We start from the raw sequence: 15777 nt of genomic DNA, 5'->3' as shown, positions 1-15777 counted from the left end.
TGGTGCGTCCTAGTGGATTCGAACCACCGACCCCCACCATGTCAAGGTGATGCTCTAACCAGCTGAGCTAAGGACGCATAATCAGTGTTCTGTAATGGTGCGTCCTAGTGGATTCGAACCACCGACCCCCACCATGTCAAGGTGGTGCTCTAACCAGCTGAGCTAAGGACGCATCTCAGAAAAAGTGGTGGGTTTAATTGGATTCGAACCAACGACCCCTACCATGTCAAGGTAGTGCTCTAACCAACTGAGCTATAAACCCACTTTCTCTTACTTCACTACGCCAGCGCTGCTGACGTGGTCGGCATACTACCCATGCCCCCCAAGGCTGTCAACAGGCCATATGCACAAAGGAGACTGTTTGCCCAGTTCTTGCGCAGCCTGTTGATTTTGCAGGCGAGTTGTCGCTTGCCAAGCCCTGTTACTGAGATCGCGACAGGGTAGTGCAGGCCTCCGGAGTGGCAAAACGGCCGTAGATGTAGCGCAATCTTGCCCCCAGCATCAGGGCCGCACTGGTGAGGCCGACGATAAAGCCGATCCAGAAACCCTGCGGCCCCATCCGTGGCACCAGCCAGTCGGTCAGACCCAGGATCATGCCGGTGGGCAGCCCCAGTCCCCAGTAGGCGACGATGGTGACGTAGAAAATCGCCTGGGTATCCTTGTAACCGCGCAGTGCGGCGGCCGCGACCACCTGTACCGAGTCGGAGATCTGATAGATGGCGGCGAAGAACAGCAAAATGGCCGCCAGGACGATCACCTGCTGATCATCGGTATAGATGGAGGCGATCTGCTCGCGCAGTAACACCGTCATGGCGGCAGTGGCAGCGGCAATGGCCATCCCCAGCATCAAGCCGGTGCGAGCCGCCACCCGAGCATGATGGGGCTGCCCTTCGCCGATGCTGTGACCGACCCGGATGGTGACACCCACCCCGATGGAGAGGGGCAGCATAAAGACCAGGCTGGAGAAGTTCAGCGCAATCTGGTGGCTCGCCACCGTCTCGGCGCCGAAGGGGGCCAGCATCAGGGCCACCACGGTAAACAGGGTCACCTCGCAGAAGATCGCCATGGCGATGGGGAACCCTAAGCGGAACAAGCGCCAGATCCGGCTGCCGTTGGGGCGAGCCAGCTGGGAGAAGAGCCGGATCTCGGTGAAGTGACGGGAGAGCTTCACATAGAGGATCATCGCCAGCAGCATGGCCCACAGCACGATTGCCGTGGCCACGCCACAACCCACCCCGCCAAGCTTGGGCATGCCGAAGTGACCGTGGATGAAGATGTAGTTGGCGGGAATATTGACCGCCAGCCCGACAAAGCCGATCACCATGGTGGGCATGGTGTGGGAAAGCCCCTCACTGAAGTTGCGCAGCACCTGGAACATCACGAAGGCGGGCAGGCCCCACAGGATGGCGTGCAGGTAACCAGTGGTCTTGGCGGCCATCACAGGCTCCACATCCATGAACTGCAACGCCAGCGGGCTGTAATAAAGCGCAATCATCGCCAGCGGGGTGACGATCAGTGCCAGCCAGAAACCCTGATGAACGGCCGGGCGAATGGCTTCGCGTTTACGGGCGCCATTGAGCTGGGAGACGATGGGGGTGAGCGCCATGATGATCCCCTGCACCAGCAGGATCACCGGTAGCCAGAAGCTGGACGCCACCGACACGGCGGCCAGATCGACCGCACTCACCTGACCCGCCATCACGGTATCGACGAAGTTCATGGCGACCTGAGCCACCTGGGCGACCAGAATGGGGCTGGCTAGACGGACGAGCTGCTTCGCCTCGGACCAATAACGTTGCACTGACACCTCCGAGTGGATCAGATAAGAGTAAAAAAGAGCGGAAATCGGGAAGAGCCTTTGCACTTTCGGACGAAAGTGCAAAGGGTGGGGGAGGCATTCTAGCCTGAAATTCAGCCAGGACGAAATAGTTGCCACCCCAAGGGGCAGGATCAGGCGTCTTCGTGATCGCTGATCAGCAGGTTGGCAGCGGCATAGGCAGCCTGCTCGCGCAGCTCGGCGGGTACCCGCTCATCAGCGGCGACCGCGTTGAGGGCGCGGATAGTAGCGGCGATGGCGTTTGGCACATAGCCCTGCTCGCCGGAGCCAATCTGGTTATAGGCGATACGGATCGCTTCACAACATTGATATACCTGCATTTCTTTTTCCTTGTTTACCCGGATGTGAACGGCGTCACTATAGCGATCGGGCGCAAGCTTGTCAGCCTGTACCCTTGTCTCACCCTCTGCCCGAGGTTAACCTGCCCTTTTTGCAGTAGCAGGAGACGAGAGATGTTCACTGGCATAGTGCAGGGGACCGCCGAACTGGTGGCCATCGAAGAGCAACCCAACTTCCGTACCCATGTGATCCGCATGCCCAGCCGGGAGTGGGGGGAAGGGTTGGCCCTCGGTGCCTCGGTCGCTCACAACGGCTGCTGTTTGACCGTCACCCGGGTCGAGGGGGAGCTGGTCAGCTTCGATTTGATGCAGGAGACCCTGCGCCTGACCAACCTCGGCAAGCTGCAGGTGGGGGACAAGGTCAATGTGGAGCGGGCTGCCCGCTTTGGCGACGAGATCGGCGGTCATGCCATGTCTGGCCATATCATCGGCATGGCAGAGGTTACCTCGGTGATCGACACACCCAACAACCGTCAGGTGTGGTATCGCCTTGCTCCCGAGCTGATGAAATATGTGCTGACCAAGGGGTACATCGGCATTGACGGCATCAGTCTGACCATCGGCGAGGTGCGTGAGCGGGAGTTCTGCGTCCACCTGATCCCCGAGACCTTGGCCCGCACCAACCTGGGTTGGGCCAAGGCTGGCTGGCAGACCAATATCGAGATCGATCCTCAGACCCAGGCCATCGTCGATACCGTGGAGCGGGTGCTGGCGGCACGCGGGGGTAACTGAAAGGAAACGGCTCTGTTTCAATCCCCTCATAAGCAAGGGCCTGCAGTGTGCAGGCCCTTGTTATTTACATGGTGAAAAAATCCACTCAACTTTTTATGGCTCGCAGTCACAACATCTGCTCAGCTCTTTGCGACTTGCATGCAAAACAGCTGCTCGGCCTTTTGTGACTCGTAATCAAAACAGTTGCTCGTCGTCTGCATCCACAAACAACTGCAAACAGTCGCGTGCTTCGTCGCGGTGAAGCCGCAGATGGATCGGATTGCAACAGGCCATGCAATCTTCGTAAAACTCCTGATCACCCTGGCTGGCATCCAGCTCGACCCGGGTATGGTGGCCGCAGTGGGGGCAGACGATGCGCTTGCTGGTGTACTCGATCATGATAACCTCCTCGGGCCCTGAGGCCGCCTATCTACCCTGATTCTAGTCGGGCTGCAGGGGGTTAACCGCGAGCAAACGCACGTTTATGACAGAGATCAAGCCTGAGGGATGGCAAGGTGAAACCGGCTGGACTGGTCGTGTGCGATAAGCACAATCCGGTTGTGATTGACGGGTGAAAAGAGGGGAATTGCCAACGGTTGTTTGGCAATAACAGGGGGCTGGAGCCCCCTGCGGATATGAGAACGCGAGCGCAGCAAGGCGCCGATAGGCGCTATTTGACCCAGCTGGCCAACATGTCGGCATTGAGTTCGGCCAGCGAGCCGAGCTGGTAGTTGGCGATGGCCAAGCGTGGGTCGCCCACTAAAGCGGGATCCGGCACGATCAGCGCTGTCATGGAGGCCGCCTTGGCCGCCAGCAAACCGGTAAAGCTGTCTTCGATGGCCAAGCAGTGCACCGGTTCCACCCCCAGTTTCTCGGCGGCGTGGATATAGACATCCGGGTGCGGTTTGCCGAAACGCTCGATTTCCGCAGAGTGAACCGCCATAAAGCGATCGCGAATGCCGAGTTTGCCGAGTACAGCTTCTACCATGGCAAAGGGTGAGGAGGTCGCCAGACCCACTTTCAGGCCGCGGGCCTCGATAAGGTCGAGCGCCTCCTGCACACCGGCTTTGGCCTGACCTTCGGAGAGGATCAGGGCGTTGACCCGATCCAGAATGCGCTGTACCACCTCTTCCTGAGTCGGGCCGCTCCACGGGCGCAGGCGATACCAGTGGGCAACCAGCTGATCTATGCGCACGCCGATGGTCGACTCACAATCCTCGACGGTGTGGGGGTGGCCCAGATCGGAGAAAACGGCGATTTGGGCCCGTTGCCAAAAGGGTTCCGAGTCGATCAGAACACCATCCATATCGAAGATCACGGCAGCTAACATCTTGTACTCCTGACAAATTTGAAGAGGGGATTATAAGCCTGACGGGGAAATGCAAAAGGGGCATTGCCATGCCCCTTGCGCTCGATCACATCGGCAAACGTTTGTTTTGCTGTGGCAAAAAAGCCCTTAGAACAGTACTTCGACCTTGGCGGCCACAGCTTTGGCTTTTTCCACCGCATCCTGGCAATCCGCTGCGCGGGTCAGCGCCACGCCAAGACGGCGGCGACCGGCGATCTCCGGCTTGCCAAACAGCCGCAGCTGGGCGCCCGGCACCAGCGCCAATGCCTCACCAATTCCCTGATAGCGGATGTCCTGGCTGTGCCCTTCGCGCAACACCACGGCGGAGGCACTCGGCCCGTACTGGGTGATGGTGCCGACCGGCAGCCCCAGAATGGCGCGCACGTGCAGGGCGAACTCGGAGAGATCCTGCGAGATCAGGGTCACCATGCCGGTATCGTGGGGGCGGGGGGAGACTTCGCTGAACCACACCTCATCCCCCTTGATGAAGAGTTCGACCCCGAACAGGCCGTAACCGCCGAGGGCCTCGACCACCTTGGCCGCTACCTCTTTGGATCGGACCAGCGCCAGCTCGCTCATCACCTGTGGCTGCCAGGATTCGCGGTAGTCGCCATCTTCCTGCCGGTGGCCGATAGGGTCGCAGAAGTGAATGCCATCGACGGCGCGTACCGTGATCAGGGTGATCTCGTACTCAAAGGGAACGAAGCCCTCGACGATCACCTTGCCACGACCGGCGCGGCCACCCTCCTGGGCGTAGGTCCAGCTCTCATCCAGCTTGGCGAGATCGCGCAGTACACTCTGCCCCTTGCCGGACGAACTCATCACAGGTTTCACCACGCAGGGCAGGCCGATAGCCTCGACGGCGGCGACAAACTCCTCTTTGCTTTGGGCAAAACGATAGGGTGAGGTGGGCAGACCCAGGGTCTCGGCGGCGAGGCGGCGGATCCCTTCCCGGTTCATGGTGAGTTGGGTAGCGCAGGCGTTGGGCACTACCTTGACCCCTTCTTGCTCAAGGGCAGCCAGGGTATCAGTGGCAATCGCTTCAATCTCGGGGATGATGAGGTCGGGTTTAACCTCGGCAACCAGGGCACGCAGGGCGTTGCCATCGAGCATGTCCAGCACGTGGGCTGCGTGGGCCACCTGCATGGCGGGGGCGTTGGCATAGCGGTCGGCGGCGATCACTTCGATCCCGAACCGTTGCAACTCGATGGCGACCTCTTTGCCAAGTTCGCCGGAGCCCAGCAGCAGGGCACGGGTGGCGCCGGGGCGGGTTGCGGTTCCAAACATACGATCTCTCCTGATGTCGATGGTCATTGTTGATGATCGCTATCGCACGAATAGCGGACAAAAAAAGAGGCACGCATGGCGTACCTCAGGAAACGGGTTTGTGAGCGCGCTGCTCCAGATGGGTCAGCAAGGTAATGGCGCCAATGATGATGGCGGCGCCAAGCCACAGACGGCCGGGGGGCGCCCAGCCAAATACCAGCCAGCCCGCCAGCACGTTCATCGGCAGCTTGGCAAAATCGAAAGGCTGCACGAAGGAGGCCTCTGCCACGCTGTAAGCGCGAGCGATGGACATTTGGGCCAGTGCCGTCAGCACGCCGGAGGCGGCTACCAGCAGCCACTGGCTCTCGCTTGGCCACTGCCACTCCGGCAGGGCCAGCATGATGTTGAACGGGGTACTAAAGATAAGCAGATAGACCACAATGGTGTGGGATGATTCGTTGGCCGCCTGATAGCGCACCATCAGGGAGTAGCCGGCCCAGAACAGCGCCGCCGCCACCGGCAGCAGGGAGGCCCAGTTGAACTCGTCAGTCCAGGGGGCGAGGATCAGCATGGCGCCGGCAAAGCCCGCCAGGGTGGCCAGAATGCGGGTGCGGCTCACCTGCTCCTTGAGCAGCAGGGCGGAGCCCAGGGTGGCAAACAGCGGTGAGGTCATCAGCAGGGCGATCCCCTGCCAGATGGGGACGGGGTACGCCAGTGCCCAGAGCCAGAGCTGGATGCCGATCACTGCCAGCAATACCCGCAACAGGTGCAACCGGAACTGATTGGTCATCAGGGATTGGCGCAAGCCATGACGAACCAGCCAGGGCAGCAGGCAGATCAGGGCGATCAGGTATTGATGGAAGGCGACCTGAGTCGATGGGAGGCCAAGCTTGAAGCTGACATACTGGCTCAGGCTGTTGACGGCGGCGAAGCAGAGTCCTGCCACCATCATCCAGACTGCACCGGCCAAAGGAGAGTGCCTGCGCGAGGGTATCATGGGATCCGGGTCGCTGGAAAAAAGTGCGGCGGATCATAACGGCAATCGTTTGTTCTGCCAAGGGTGGAAGCGCGGCCGCAGGGTTGGCTGGCGAGGAAGTGGCCTTGCATCAAAAAATTTGAACAAGTTGAGCATCTATTTTCGCTATCAGCAAATAAGCACAATGTTTAGAGTGACCTCCATCGACAGCAAGGCTGTTCAACCGACAACCAAATGGAGTTTCACCATGGCCAATATCCTCGTACTCAAATCCAGCATCCTGGGTCAATATTCCCAATCCAACGCCCTGATCGACGGCTTCCTGGCTGATCATCAAGATGATGCCGTCACCGTGCGTGATCTGGCGGCCCTCAACCTGCCGGTGCTGGATGGCGAGCTGGCCTCCGGCCTGCGTGGTGGTGATAACCTCAATGAGCGTCAACTGGCGGTGATCGCCCAGTCCGACGAGCTGATCGCCGAACTGAAAGCGAGCGACTTGGTGGTGATTGCGGCCCCCATGTACAACTTCAACATCCCGACCCAGCTGAAAAACTGGATCGATCTGGTGGCTCGTGCTGGCGTCACCTTCCGCTACACCGAGACCGGTCCGGTGGGTATGGTTGAAAATACCCGTGCGCTGGTGATCAGCCCCCGCGGCGGCATGCACGTCGGCAGCGCCACCGATCTGGTCACTCCCTACATGCGTACCGTGCTCGGTTTCATCGGTATCAAAGAGGTGGATTTCATCTACGCCGAAGGGATGGGGATGGGCCCGGATGCCCAGAGCAAGGGGATGGAAGCGGCCAAAGCGCAGCTTGAGGCTCTGGCTATCTAAGGGCTCTCTTTTATAAGGGCTCTCTATCCCGTCAGGGGTTATCTCTTCAAGGGGTTGCCCCACCAGATACAAGAACGCAGCCATCAGGCTGCGTTTGTTTTTTGGCTCGATATGATTGTGACAGGCGTTGCTGCTACAGAGAGTATCGCGGCAAGCGGTCGGTATGGACGCTCTGGCGGAGTCACTACTCCATCATAAAGCGGCGACAACCGCGCGCCAGCAGCAGTGCCACCGCGACCAGCAGGCCAAGCAGGAGGGTGGTTAGCCACTGTTCGGTACTTTGCGGCAAGTGGGGCGTGAAGAGGCTGATCATCAACAGGGTGCAGAGCGTGATCAACAGGCTCTGTCGGGTCATCAGTATCATGGGGTCATCCTTGGTTTGCTCACCTGAAACGATTTTAATGCCCTCTTGTGACAGGGTGATGTATCCGTGCATCACCCTGTTGGGGCTCTTCAGACCATATCAGGTTTTTACCGCAGAGCCAGCGCCATCACTGGCGCTGTGATCCCGATCCCGCTAGCTCTCTTTATCTGAACTGTTTCTGCGCCGGCTGGTAGTGAAAATCGCCGCTGGCGAGCCGCGCTTCCAGTGCTGCTTGATCGATCTCCTGCGCCTTGCAGAGATCATCCAGGTCGTCATAGTGATCACGCAGCTGCATATTGACGACGCTCAACAGCATGTTGATATCCATGGTGGCGAACTTTTTCAAATCCATGATTATTTCTCCCGATCCAGTGATTGCAGCTGCTCGATGGCGGCGCTGACGCTGTGCAGATGCTGGCGGATCGCCTCGCGGGATTCGCTCGGCAGATAGTCGGTCAGGGTATGTTGCCAGCTGCCAGCTTCGCTCTTGAGCTGCAGGAAGAGTGCCTGGCCGGCATTGGTGAGGGAGACCAGGCTGATGCGTTTGTCCTGCTCGCTGCTCTCGGTGAAGATGATCCCTTTTTCGACCAGACGGCGGATCTCGCGGGAGATGCGCACCTTGTCCATGCCGCTCGCCTCGACCAGCTCTTTCTGGCTGATGGGGTAGTTGGGGCCGAGCACCATCATCAGGCGCCATTGCGGCACGGTCAGCTGGTAACGCTGTTCATAAAACTGTTCGAAGGTATCCCGTAGCATCTCGGCGGCATGTACCAACTGATAGGGCGGGTAGTGAGCGAGTAACGCTATGATTTTTGACATATTACACCCTGCTGTGACGGCTGCATCAGATGCAGTTTCTTTTGATACTTTGACATTGATGATACGAAACTCAAGCTGATTTGTCTGACCCGGTTGCGATGAAATGTGCGGTGGCGCACGCCCTCAAGGAAAAACCGGGTCTGACCGACGGGATTTTAAGCCAACGCTGTTCAGCCTTTACGCAACCAGATGAGGGCGTTCTGCTTGAGCCAAGCCTCGCGAGTGTGGATGGCGTAGAGCGCCGCCTCGTCACGGCTGCCCGCTTGCCAGCTTTGCGGCTCCTGTTTGGGCAGCTTGCGCTGACCCAGCAGGCAGGCAGGAATGTGCGGGTTGGCCTCGATGGCGACCAGCAGATGGGGCTTGGCTGCCTCGGCACCCTCGGTGGCAAAGACCATCAGCGCCTTGTTGTATAGCAACCAGCTGGAAGCTTCATCAAAGCGCACCAGCAGGGCGGCCAGCGCCTGCCAATCCCCTTGCAGTGCATAGAGAGTGGAGAGGTTGTAGCGGCAACCCAGCTCATCGGCCACGCAGATCGTCAGCAGATCCAGATACTCCGCTTTGGCTTCACCCAGCTTGCCAAGCCGCAACAGGCAGTCGGCGCGCCCGGCTCTGGCGGCCAGCAGGGGGCGCAGTTCGGGGGCACTCCAGCCGTGGCCAGCGATTTGCTGCCAAAAGGCTTCATCAAAGAGCGGAGTGGCATCGGCGATGATCTTCTCGAACCAGCCGAGGCGGGCCTGATGATCGCGGCAGCTGTCGGCCAGTTCGAACCAGGTCTGCCACTGTTGGGCCTGTTCGCCATTGAGGGAGACATCAGCGCTGGGAGCTGCCTGATACTGGTCGAGGTTGAGCAACTGGTTGAGGGCGGTTTTCATATTCTGGCGCTGTCGTTTGCAGAACTCGACAAAGGGGAGTTCGCTGGCGGCGGCGCTATAGAGCATCTGGGCCATCTGCTTGTCGCGAAACAGGCTCAGCTCGGCGGCCAGACTGAAGCGGTACTGGGTGGTCGGGTCGTTCAAATCCTTCGGCTTGGGCCAGGTGGCAAAGCCCTGGCTGAAACCGTAGCACCACTGACCGAGGGGATGGCTCTGCTCGAACACCTGCTCCGGGTTATCGCTGGGCAGGCGGCATTGGCTCGGCAGTGCCAGCTGGGCGTCGTCGGCCTGGGCTTCCAGCTCGGCGATCAGATGGTTGAGGGCTTCTGCGCTTTTTTCATCCAACTCGGCATCCTGTTCCAGCAATCCAGCCAGCGGGCGTTGCCAGTCAGGGGTCTCTGGCCCTACCAGACGGGCACAGAGAAAACCGTGCAGGGCCGGGTAGGTCATGTCTTGCTGGCTGTGGCTCTGGATCCATTGATTAAGATGGCGGGTACGAGTGGATGGGTTCATCGACAGTTCCTCTGGATTTGAACAGCCGCGAAGTCTACCTAAAAGTGGGGTTATTTGCAGCAAATGGCCGCCTGTTTGGCGATTTAATCACCATTGGCGGATAAGATAAGGGCGAAATGGCGGCCAGTGGTGGCTTGGGGACTAGGCCGGATCACCGCTCTTGAGGTAACATGCGCGCCCATAGGGGCCATGATCAATTGGCCCATCCGGGTAATGAGAAAAGAGAGCACCATGATACAGATTGGCAAGATGAACACCCTCACCGTTGTTGAACTCGAAGATCGCGGCGCCTGGCTTGCGGCCGATGAGTACGGTGAACTGCTGCTGCCCAAGCGTCAACTGCCGGAAGGGGTGAAAGAGGGGGATAGCGTGCAGGTCTTCCTCTATCTGGATGCCGATTGCGAGCCGGTGATCACCACCGACAAGCCGTTTGCCATGGTGGACGAATTTGCCGGTCTGAAAGTGGTCAATGCCAACAAGATTGGTGCTTTCCTCGACTGGGGCATGAAAAAGGATCTGTTTGTGCCCAGCCGCGAGCAGAACAAGCCGATGCAGGTGGGCCACGTCTATCTGGTGCGTCTGCAACTGGATAACGAAGGACGCATGGTCGGCACCAGCCGCATCGAGCGTTTCCTGACACCGGCCGGCAGCAACTTCAAGGTCGGTGACGAAGTGACCGCGCTGCCGGGGGAGCATTCTCCTCTAGGTATCAAGGTGATCGTCAACGGTCAGTATCCCGGCATGCTGTTCAAGAACGAAGTGTTTGGCCGAGTGATGACCGGTCGGCCGCAAACCGCCTGGGTCAAGCAGGTGCGCGAAGATGGCAAGCTCGATCTGACCCTGCAAAAGCCGGGTCTGGCGCGGGTCGATGATGCCGGTGAGCGCATTCTGAGCCGGATGAAAAAGCAGGGCGGCAGTCTGGCGGTGGGTGACAAGAGCGAACCCGAGCTCATCTACAAGCTGTTCAGCATGAGCAAGGGCACCTTCAAGAAGGCGATCGGCGGCCTCTACAAGCAGGGCAAGATTGTCATCGAAGATAACGCCATTACCCTGACCGACGCCGGTGCCGCGCAGGTACAAGCAGGTGAGCAGGCGCAGGATAGCGAATAAGATGCCGAGCCCCTGTGTTGGCCTCTGCAAGGCGAAAGACGGGCTTTGCCTTGGTTGTGGCCGCACCCTGAGCGAGATCGGCCACTGGTCGGCGATGGATAGCAAGGCCCAGCTGGCGGTGATGGCCGAGCTGAATGGCTCGAAAAGTACTCACCTCTGTCCGGGTTGTGGCGAACCGGCCTATTGCGCCGTCTCTGCCGGTCAGACCATTGCGCAGTGCTGGTGCAGCCAGTTGCCGGTACTGCCGATGCAGGAGGCCAGCGCTTGCTGGTGCCGCCGCTGTCTGGCCAAGGCCATCGCGGCGCAGGATTAGCAGAAAACTGAATTAAGTGAAAATAGAAACAAGAAAGGCGCCGATGGCGCCTTTTTTATGCCTGCTGCTGGCGATGCCAGCGCACATGCACTTGATCTTCGGTCAGCAGACGGGGCAGCAGGAAGGTGGCGAAGATCACCTCAAACTCATCCTGATGATCCAGCAAACCGACCCACACTTCGACCCAGCGCTCCATATCGACCGGTTCACCCAGCTCGGTCGACCAGTCGGCATTGGGCAGGGTCGCCTCCACGGCGCCACGCTGCTCAAACTCCAGGGTGATGTCGACTATTTGTTCGGGGGCCAGCATATCGGCGGCCTGCTCAAGAAACTGATCATAGGCCCATTCGACCAGCTGATCCGGGGTACGCTGTTCCATGAAATCACTCCAGATACATCGAGGTTCGTTACTGTAACAATTATTGGCTGTGGCGGCCAGACCAGTGCGCCGGGCGTGGCTGGCCTGTCCAAGTTGCCGTTGGGGGAGTATGGTTAAGGCGCGGATCAGCTGGCAGGGAGTAAGGGGATGAAGCAGCGGGGACGGCGGCAACAGATCAAGCGACGGCGCGAGGCCTGGTGGTGGCACTATCTGCCGCTTCACCGCGAAACGGTGGGCGGCCATCTGGGCCCACCGGAGAAACCCGATGAGCCCTGAGGATCAGTCGGCCTGATGCACCCGATTGAGGGTGATCTGGCCCAGTTGTCCCATCTGGCGGCGGATCCAGACCGAGCGCTTCTGCACATAGGGTGAAGGGGGCTTGACCCGATAGCGCCACGGATTGGGCAGGGCAGCAGCCAGCAGGGATGACTCGTAGCGGGTCAAGCGGCTGGCCGGTTTGCCAAAGTAGGTGCGGGCAGCGGCTTCGGCGCCATAGATGCCGGGGCCGAACTCCACGATATTGAGATAGACCTCGAGAATACGGGCCTTGTCCCAACCCAGCTCCATCAGCAGGGTAAACCAGGCCTCCAGCCCCTTGCGCAGGAAGCTGCGATCACTCCACATAAAGAGGTTCTTGGCGGTCTGCTGACTGAGGGTGCTGGCGCCGCGCACCCGTTCGCTGTGCTGGTTGTGCTTGAGGGCCGCGTTGATGGCATCCATGTCAAAGCCGTTGTGATCGGCAAAGCGCTGATCCTCGGCGGCGATCACCGCCAGTTGCAGCTCCTTGGAGATGGACTCCAGATCTACCCATTGATGGCGCACCTGGGTGATCTTGGCGGGCGGAAAGAGGGCCCGCTCGATACGCCAGCTCCACATCGGCGGATCGATAAAGCGCAGCAAGGCGACCGAGCCGACCGAGCAGAGCAGCCCGGCCAGCGCGATCTTGCCTGCCCACCTCAACACCCGGCGCCCAAGGGATGCAGATGGGCGTACGGGGGCCACGGCGTCAGGGCTAGACTCCCACTGATAGTGGCTGGGATCATCGGGATCCGGAATTATTGGGGCAGCCATTCGATGTGGCAGAACTTCTCGTCAACACGGCGGGAGAGCAGCATGCGGGCAAACAGATGCTCATACTCTTGTTCTTCATTGCCAAGGCCAACCCAGATCTCGGCATAGTCGGTGTCGCTCACCGCAAAACCCACGTCCGCTTCCCAGTCATCGGCCGGGTCGGTTTCGGCCAGCAGGCCGCGGTCGTTGAACTCCTGATTGAAACGGGCGATCTCCTGCCCCGGCAGGTTGTCAGAGGCCAGCTCCATAAAGAGTTCGAGGGCGGTATCGAGCAGTTCCTCGACGCTGTGCATTTCGTCATTCATAGACATAAGCGGTCTGTTCCAGAAAAGAGAAAAAGGTGCCAGCGCAGATCACTGCCTGCGGGGCGGCGCTATTCTAGCGGTCGGCAGACCCCTTGGCGAGATGAGGCGAGCCGCTGTGACCTGTTTTTGTGCCAATAAAAAACCGGATCCTGCCAGGGGATCCGGTTTCATTGGGGGAAGGGGTCACGCATAGGGCGTCAGCTCATCCCTTCTTGTTGTCATCGGCGAAGGTGATGTTGAGCTCCAGCACTGACAGCTCATCACTCTTCTGATCCAGTTGAACGGTTATCTTCTCCGGATCAATGTTGACGTATTTACGGATCACATCGAGGATATCCTGCTTGAGCTGGGGCAGGTAATCCGGCCCCCCTCTGGATGAACGCTCGTGAGCAACGATGATCTGCAACCGCTCTTTGGCCAGTTGTGCGGTGTTCTGTTTCTTGTTGGAACGAAAATAATCCAATAATGACATGTTTAACTCCCGAACAGTCGGCTAAAGAAGCCCTTCTTCTCTTCTTCCAGAAAACGAAATTCCTTGGCATCGCCCAGCAGGCGGGACACCGCATCTTCGTAGGCCTGACCGGCATCGGACTCCTTGTCCAGGATGACCGGTTCGCCGGAGTTGGAGGCGCGCAGCACCGCCTGGGACTCCGGGATCACCCCGAGCAGCGGGATGGCCAGGATCTCCTGCACATCCTGCACGCTCAGCATGTCGCCGCGGTTGACGCGGGTCGGGCAGTAGCGGGTCAGCAGCAGGTGCTCCTTGATGGGGTCTTCGCCACGCTCGGCGCGGCGAGACTTGGAGGCCAGGATGCCAAGGATGCGGTCGGAGTCACGCACGGAAGAGACTTCCGGGTTGGTGGTGACGATCGCTTCATCGGCAAAATAGAGCGCCATCAGTGCGCCCGCCTCGATCCCCGCCGGGGAGTCGCAGACGATGTAATCGAACTTCATCTCCGCCAGTTGATCCAGGATCTTCTCGACCCCCTCACGGGTGAGGGCATCTTTGTCCCGGGTCTGGGAGGCGGGCAGGATAAACAGATTTTCCGAGCGTTTGTCCTTGATCAGCGCCTGATTGAGGTTTGCTTCCCCATTGATGACGTTGACGAAGTCATACACCACGCGCCGCTCGCAGCCCATGATGAGATCCAGGTTTCTCAGACCGATGTCAAAGTCAATGACCACTGTCTTGTGACCACGCTGGGCTAAGCCGGTGCTCAGGGCCGCACTGGTTGTGGTCTTGCCAACGCCACCTTTACCCGATGTAACGACTATGATTCGCGCCATTCTCGCTTCCTTGTAACTCTATTTGATACGGTCTATTCGGAGTTGTTCATTGTCCAGCCGGACGTGTACCGGTTGCTGGATCAGGCCTGCCGGCAATGCATCGCTCAGCTGGAATGTGCCCGCGATGGAGAGCAGCTCGGCCTGTAATTGCTGGCAATAGATCCGGGCCTGGGTGTTTCCCCGGGCACCGGCAATGGCTCTGCCACGCAGGGTGCCATAAATATGAATGCTGTCGTCGGCGAGCACTTCGGCTCCTGGACTGACGGACCCCAGCACCACCAACGAGGTACCGGCGGCATAAATCTGCTGGCCGGAACGAACCGGTCCCACATGTACCTTGCTCGGGATCAAGGGGGCGGGTTCGGGCTCGGGAACCACCTCAGGGGCGGCTGGCGCGGGGGCAGGCTCGGGTTCCGGTTCGCTCTTGCGACTCTTGCCCGAGGCCATCACTGCCAGTCCCACCGCCTTGGCGGCCGTCTTCATCTCTTCACTGCGCGCCCCCGTGATGCCAACCAGCACAAACTCTTCGGACTCCACCAGCTCCTTGAGCTGTTCGAAATCGGGAATATGTTCCAGTCGGGAAACATTGATCACCAGCGGCGCACAATTAAAAAAGTAGGGTGCCTGGGCCACTTTTTCGGCCAACAACTGACGTATCCGCTCAGGCTCGCCATCGCTGATATGCAACACAGAAATAGTGAAGGTGGTCCCTTTCAATTCGTTATCGCGCTCAACCATGAATCTTCCCCGAGGCAGAGATGCTAATCCGTTATTGTTATTCAATTCCTGATGTTATAGTTTGCCCCCATCAGAGGCAATAAACTCGTCGGATTATATCAATTTCCATGTTGTGTGCAGTCTATAAAAGTCGCAAAAAAGCCGAGACCTACCTTTTTGTTGAGAGAAGAGAGGATTTTTCCCGCGTCCCCGCGCCCTTGATGGGGGTGTTTGGCCGCCCAGAACTGGTATTGATGACCAAACTGGACCCCGCTAAGCCCTTGGGAATGGCCGATGTTGGCAAGGTAATGGAGGCGCTGACGACTCAGGGCTTCTACCTGCAGGTGCCGCCGCCCCCCGAGAATTTGCTGGAGCAACACAAGGCCAGCCTGAAAAAACCAGCCTGAATATCCAGCCCCGTTGTGCGTTCTGCCAAGCGGGGCTAATTCTTTGTGACTCTGCATGACGCATTTCGGCCCCGAAGAGGTAGCTTGCGATAATCCCGTGACAGGATCTGGCCAAATTAAACCCTCCCTTTGGTGATATTCACTTTTCGCTGTTTAAATAGAAAGTCAATCTGCTCCCAACACCATATCCTCAACCTTTGCTGGCGCTCACAAAAATAGCGAGTAGCGCGTACTCATATCCTCCATTTCAACGACTATTGGCTCATTCATCGATTATTTTCAGCCTCTTCCTTGGGCGCTTTTTGGCCT

General features: G+C 58.9%; 22 protein-coding genes and 3 tRNA genes. 6 read left to right on the top strand and 19 right to left on the bottom strand.

Annotated elements, in window-relative coordinates; all coding sequences use genetic code 11:
• The 5 genes from G5137_RS07675 to G5137_RS07655 all read right to left on the bottom strand — a co-directional run bounded on the left by G5137_RS07675 (nucleotide 1) and on the right by G5137_RS07655 (nucleotide 2157).
• Nucleotides 1-77, bottom strand: a tRNA-Val gene (locus tag G5137_RS07675).
• An 18-nt stretch (nucleotides 78-95) separates the two neighbouring features.
• A tRNA-Val gene (locus G5137_RS07670) sits at nucleotides 96-172 on the bottom strand.
• 13 nt (nucleotides 173-185) lie between these two features.
• Nucleotides 186-262 (bottom strand) — tRNA-Val (locus G5137_RS07665).
• Nucleotides 263-421: 159 nt separating this feature from the next.
• The gene (locus G5137_RS07660) at nucleotides 422-1801 is read right to left on the bottom strand and encodes an MATE family efflux transporter (RefSeq protein ID WP_040069252.1); all 1380 of its coding nucleotides are present in this window, start codon (nucleotides 1799-1801) and stop codon (nucleotides 422-424) included.
• A 149-nt stretch (nucleotides 1802-1950) separates the two neighbouring features.
• Complete coding sequence (locus tag G5137_RS07655; protein ID WP_005345813.1) at nucleotides 1951-2157, bottom strand: YaeP family protein; 207 nt, start codon at nucleotides 2155-2157, stop codon at nucleotides 1951-1953.
• 132 nt (nucleotides 2158-2289) lie between these two features.
• Here G5137_RS07655 and G5137_RS07650 point away from each other — a divergent pair, with 132 nt between their 5' ends.
• Entirely contained in the window at nucleotides 2290-2907 is a 618-nt protein-coding gene (locus G5137_RS07650; protein WP_216978855.1) for a riboflavin synthase subunit alpha, read from the top strand.
• Nucleotides 2908-3081: 174 nt separating this feature from the next.
• On the opposite strand, the gene G5137_RS07645 is transcribed toward G5137_RS07650, so the two are convergent.
• From G5137_RS07645 to G5137_RS07630, 4 genes are all read right to left on the bottom strand, one after another.
• Nucleotides 3082-3285 (bottom strand): CPXCG motif-containing cysteine-rich protein, encoded by a 204-nt coding sequence (locus G5137_RS07645; RefSeq protein ID WP_005336871.1) that lies wholly within the window; start codon nucleotides 3283-3285, stop codon nucleotides 3082-3084.
• 271 nt (nucleotides 3286-3556) lie between these two features.
• Nucleotides 3557-4216 (bottom strand): hexitol phosphatase HxpB, encoded by a 660-nt coding sequence (gene hxpB, locus G5137_RS07640; protein WP_421204960.1) that lies wholly within the window; start codon nucleotides 4214-4216, stop codon nucleotides 3557-3559.
• A gap of 126 nt (nucleotides 4217-4342) precedes the next feature.
• The gene (gene purT / locus G5137_RS07635; RefSeq protein WP_421255177.1) at nucleotides 4343-5521 is read right to left on the bottom strand and encodes a formate-dependent phosphoribosylglycinamide formyltransferase; all 1179 of its coding nucleotides are present in this window, start codon (nucleotides 5519-5521) and stop codon (nucleotides 4343-4345) included.
• 85 nt (nucleotides 5522-5606) lie between these two features.
• Nucleotides 5607-6497: a DMT family transporter gene (locus tag G5137_RS07630; RefSeq protein WP_224967576.1), complete on the bottom strand. Its 891-nt coding sequence runs from the start codon at nucleotides 6495-6497 to the stop codon at nucleotides 5607-5609.
• 226 nt (nucleotides 6498-6723) lie between these two features.
• Between G5137_RS07630 and G5137_RS07625 the strand changes: the two genes are divergently transcribed.
• Entirely contained in the window at nucleotides 6724-7311 is a 588-nt protein-coding gene (locus G5137_RS07625; protein WP_005352326.1) for an FMN-dependent NADH-azoreductase, read from the top strand.
• Nucleotides 7312-7495: 184 nt separating this feature from the next.
• On the opposite strand, the gene G5137_RS07620 is transcribed toward G5137_RS07625, so the two are convergent.
• From G5137_RS07620 to G5137_RS07605, 4 genes are all read right to left on the bottom strand, one after another.
• A complete protein-coding gene (locus G5137_RS07620) occupies nucleotides 7496-7675 on the bottom strand; it encodes a hypothetical protein (protein WP_421255176.1) in 180 nt (59 codons plus the stop codon).
• Between the two features lie 163 nt (nucleotides 7676-7838).
• Nucleotides 7839-8027, bottom strand: coding sequence for a DUF4250 domain-containing protein (locus tag G5137_RS07615; protein WP_204383253.1), 189 nt, complete (start codon nucleotides 8025-8027; stop codon nucleotides 7839-7841).
• 2 nt (nucleotides 8028-8029) lie between these two features.
• Nucleotides 8030-8494, bottom strand: a complete 465-nt coding sequence (locus G5137_RS07610; protein ID WP_005345795.1) for a MarR family winged helix-turn-helix transcriptional regulator — start codon at nucleotides 8492-8494, stop codon at nucleotides 8030-8032.
• A 170-nt stretch (nucleotides 8495-8664) separates the two neighbouring features.
• On the bottom strand, nucleotides 8665-9879 hold the full coding sequence (locus G5137_RS07605) for a YecA family protein (protein ID WP_421243529.1): 1215 nt from the start codon (nucleotides 9877-9879) through the stop codon (nucleotides 8665-8667).
• 231 nt (nucleotides 9880-10110) lie between these two features.
• Between G5137_RS07605 and G5137_RS07600 the strand changes: the two genes are divergently transcribed.
• Both G5137_RS07600 and G5137_RS07595 read left to right on the top strand, forming a co-directional pair.
• On the top strand, nucleotides 10111-10989 hold the full coding sequence (locus tag G5137_RS07600) for a CvfB family protein (RefSeq protein ID WP_005345791.1): 879 nt from the start codon (nucleotides 10111-10113) through the stop codon (nucleotides 10987-10989).
• Nucleotide 10990: 1 nt separating this feature from the next.
• On the top strand, nucleotides 10991-11302 hold the full coding sequence (locus G5137_RS07595; RefSeq protein WP_005345788.1) for a DUF1289 domain-containing protein: 312 nt from the start codon (nucleotides 10991-10993) through the stop codon (nucleotides 11300-11302).
• Nucleotides 11303-11357: 55 nt separating this feature from the next.
• Here the strand turns inward: G5137_RS07595 and G5137_RS07590 are convergent, their stop codons facing one another.
• Nucleotides 11358-11681, bottom strand: coding sequence for an HI1450 family dsDNA-mimic protein (locus tag G5137_RS07590; RefSeq protein ID WP_005336851.1), 324 nt, complete (start codon nucleotides 11679-11681; stop codon nucleotides 11358-11360).
• A 147-nt stretch (nucleotides 11682-11828) separates the two neighbouring features.
• Here G5137_RS07590 and G5137_RS07585 point away from each other — a divergent pair, with 147 nt between their 5' ends.
• Nucleotides 11829-11957 carry a hypothetical protein gene (locus G5137_RS07585; protein ID WP_019445852.1) on the top strand — a complete coding sequence of 43 codons (129 nt, stop codon included), beginning with the start codon at nucleotides 11829-11831 and terminating at the stop codon, nucleotides 11955-11957.
• Between the two features lie 3 nt (nucleotides 11958-11960).
• Here G5137_RS07585 and mtgA read toward each other — a convergent pair whose 3' ends face one another.
• From mtgA to minC, 5 genes are all read right to left on the bottom strand, one after another.
• Nucleotides 11961-12752: a monofunctional biosynthetic peptidoglycan transglycosylase gene (mtgA, locus tag G5137_RS07580; protein WP_410489648.1), complete on the bottom strand. Its 792-nt coding sequence runs from the start codon at nucleotides 12750-12752 to the stop codon at nucleotides 11961-11963.
• On the bottom strand, nucleotides 12737-13063 hold the full coding sequence (locus G5137_RS07575; protein WP_421255175.1) for an HI1450 family dsDNA-mimic protein: 327 nt from the start codon (nucleotides 13061-13063) through the stop codon (nucleotides 12737-12739). Before G5137_RS07575 ends, mtgA begins: the two co-directional genes overlap by 16 nt.
• A gap of 196 nt (nucleotides 13064-13259) precedes the next feature.
• Complete coding sequence (gene minE / locus G5137_RS07570) at nucleotides 13260-13529, bottom strand: cell division topological specificity factor MinE (protein WP_005345779.1); 270 nt, start codon at nucleotides 13527-13529, stop codon at nucleotides 13260-13262.
• Between the two features lie 2 nt (nucleotides 13530-13531).
• Complete coding sequence (gene minD, locus G5137_RS07565) at nucleotides 13532-14344, bottom strand: septum site-determining protein MinD (protein ID WP_005336847.1); 813 nt, start codon at nucleotides 14342-14344, stop codon at nucleotides 13532-13534.
• A gap of 18 nt (nucleotides 14345-14362) precedes the next feature.
• The gene (gene minC / locus G5137_RS07560) at nucleotides 14363-15082 is read right to left on the bottom strand and encodes a septum site-determining protein MinC (protein ID WP_013723728.1); all 720 of its coding nucleotides are present in this window, start codon (nucleotides 15080-15082) and stop codon (nucleotides 14363-14365) included.
• A 107-nt stretch (nucleotides 15083-15189) separates the two neighbouring features.
• On the opposite strand from minC, the gene G5137_RS07555 reads away from it, so the two are divergent.
• Nucleotides 15190-15468, top strand: a complete 279-nt coding sequence (locus G5137_RS07555) for a YcgL domain-containing protein (RefSeq protein WP_421255174.1) — start codon at nucleotides 15190-15192, stop codon at nucleotides 15466-15468.
• Nucleotides 15469-15777: the final 309 nt, after the last annotated feature.

The sequence above is a fragment of the Aeromonas sp. 600282 genome, assembly GCF_049175755.1.
Taxonomy (GTDB): domain Bacteria; phylum Pseudomonadota; class Gammaproteobacteria; order Enterobacterales; family Aeromonadaceae; genus Aeromonas; species Aeromonas veronii_A.
This window is presented reverse-complemented; position numbering and strand designations above follow the sequence as displayed.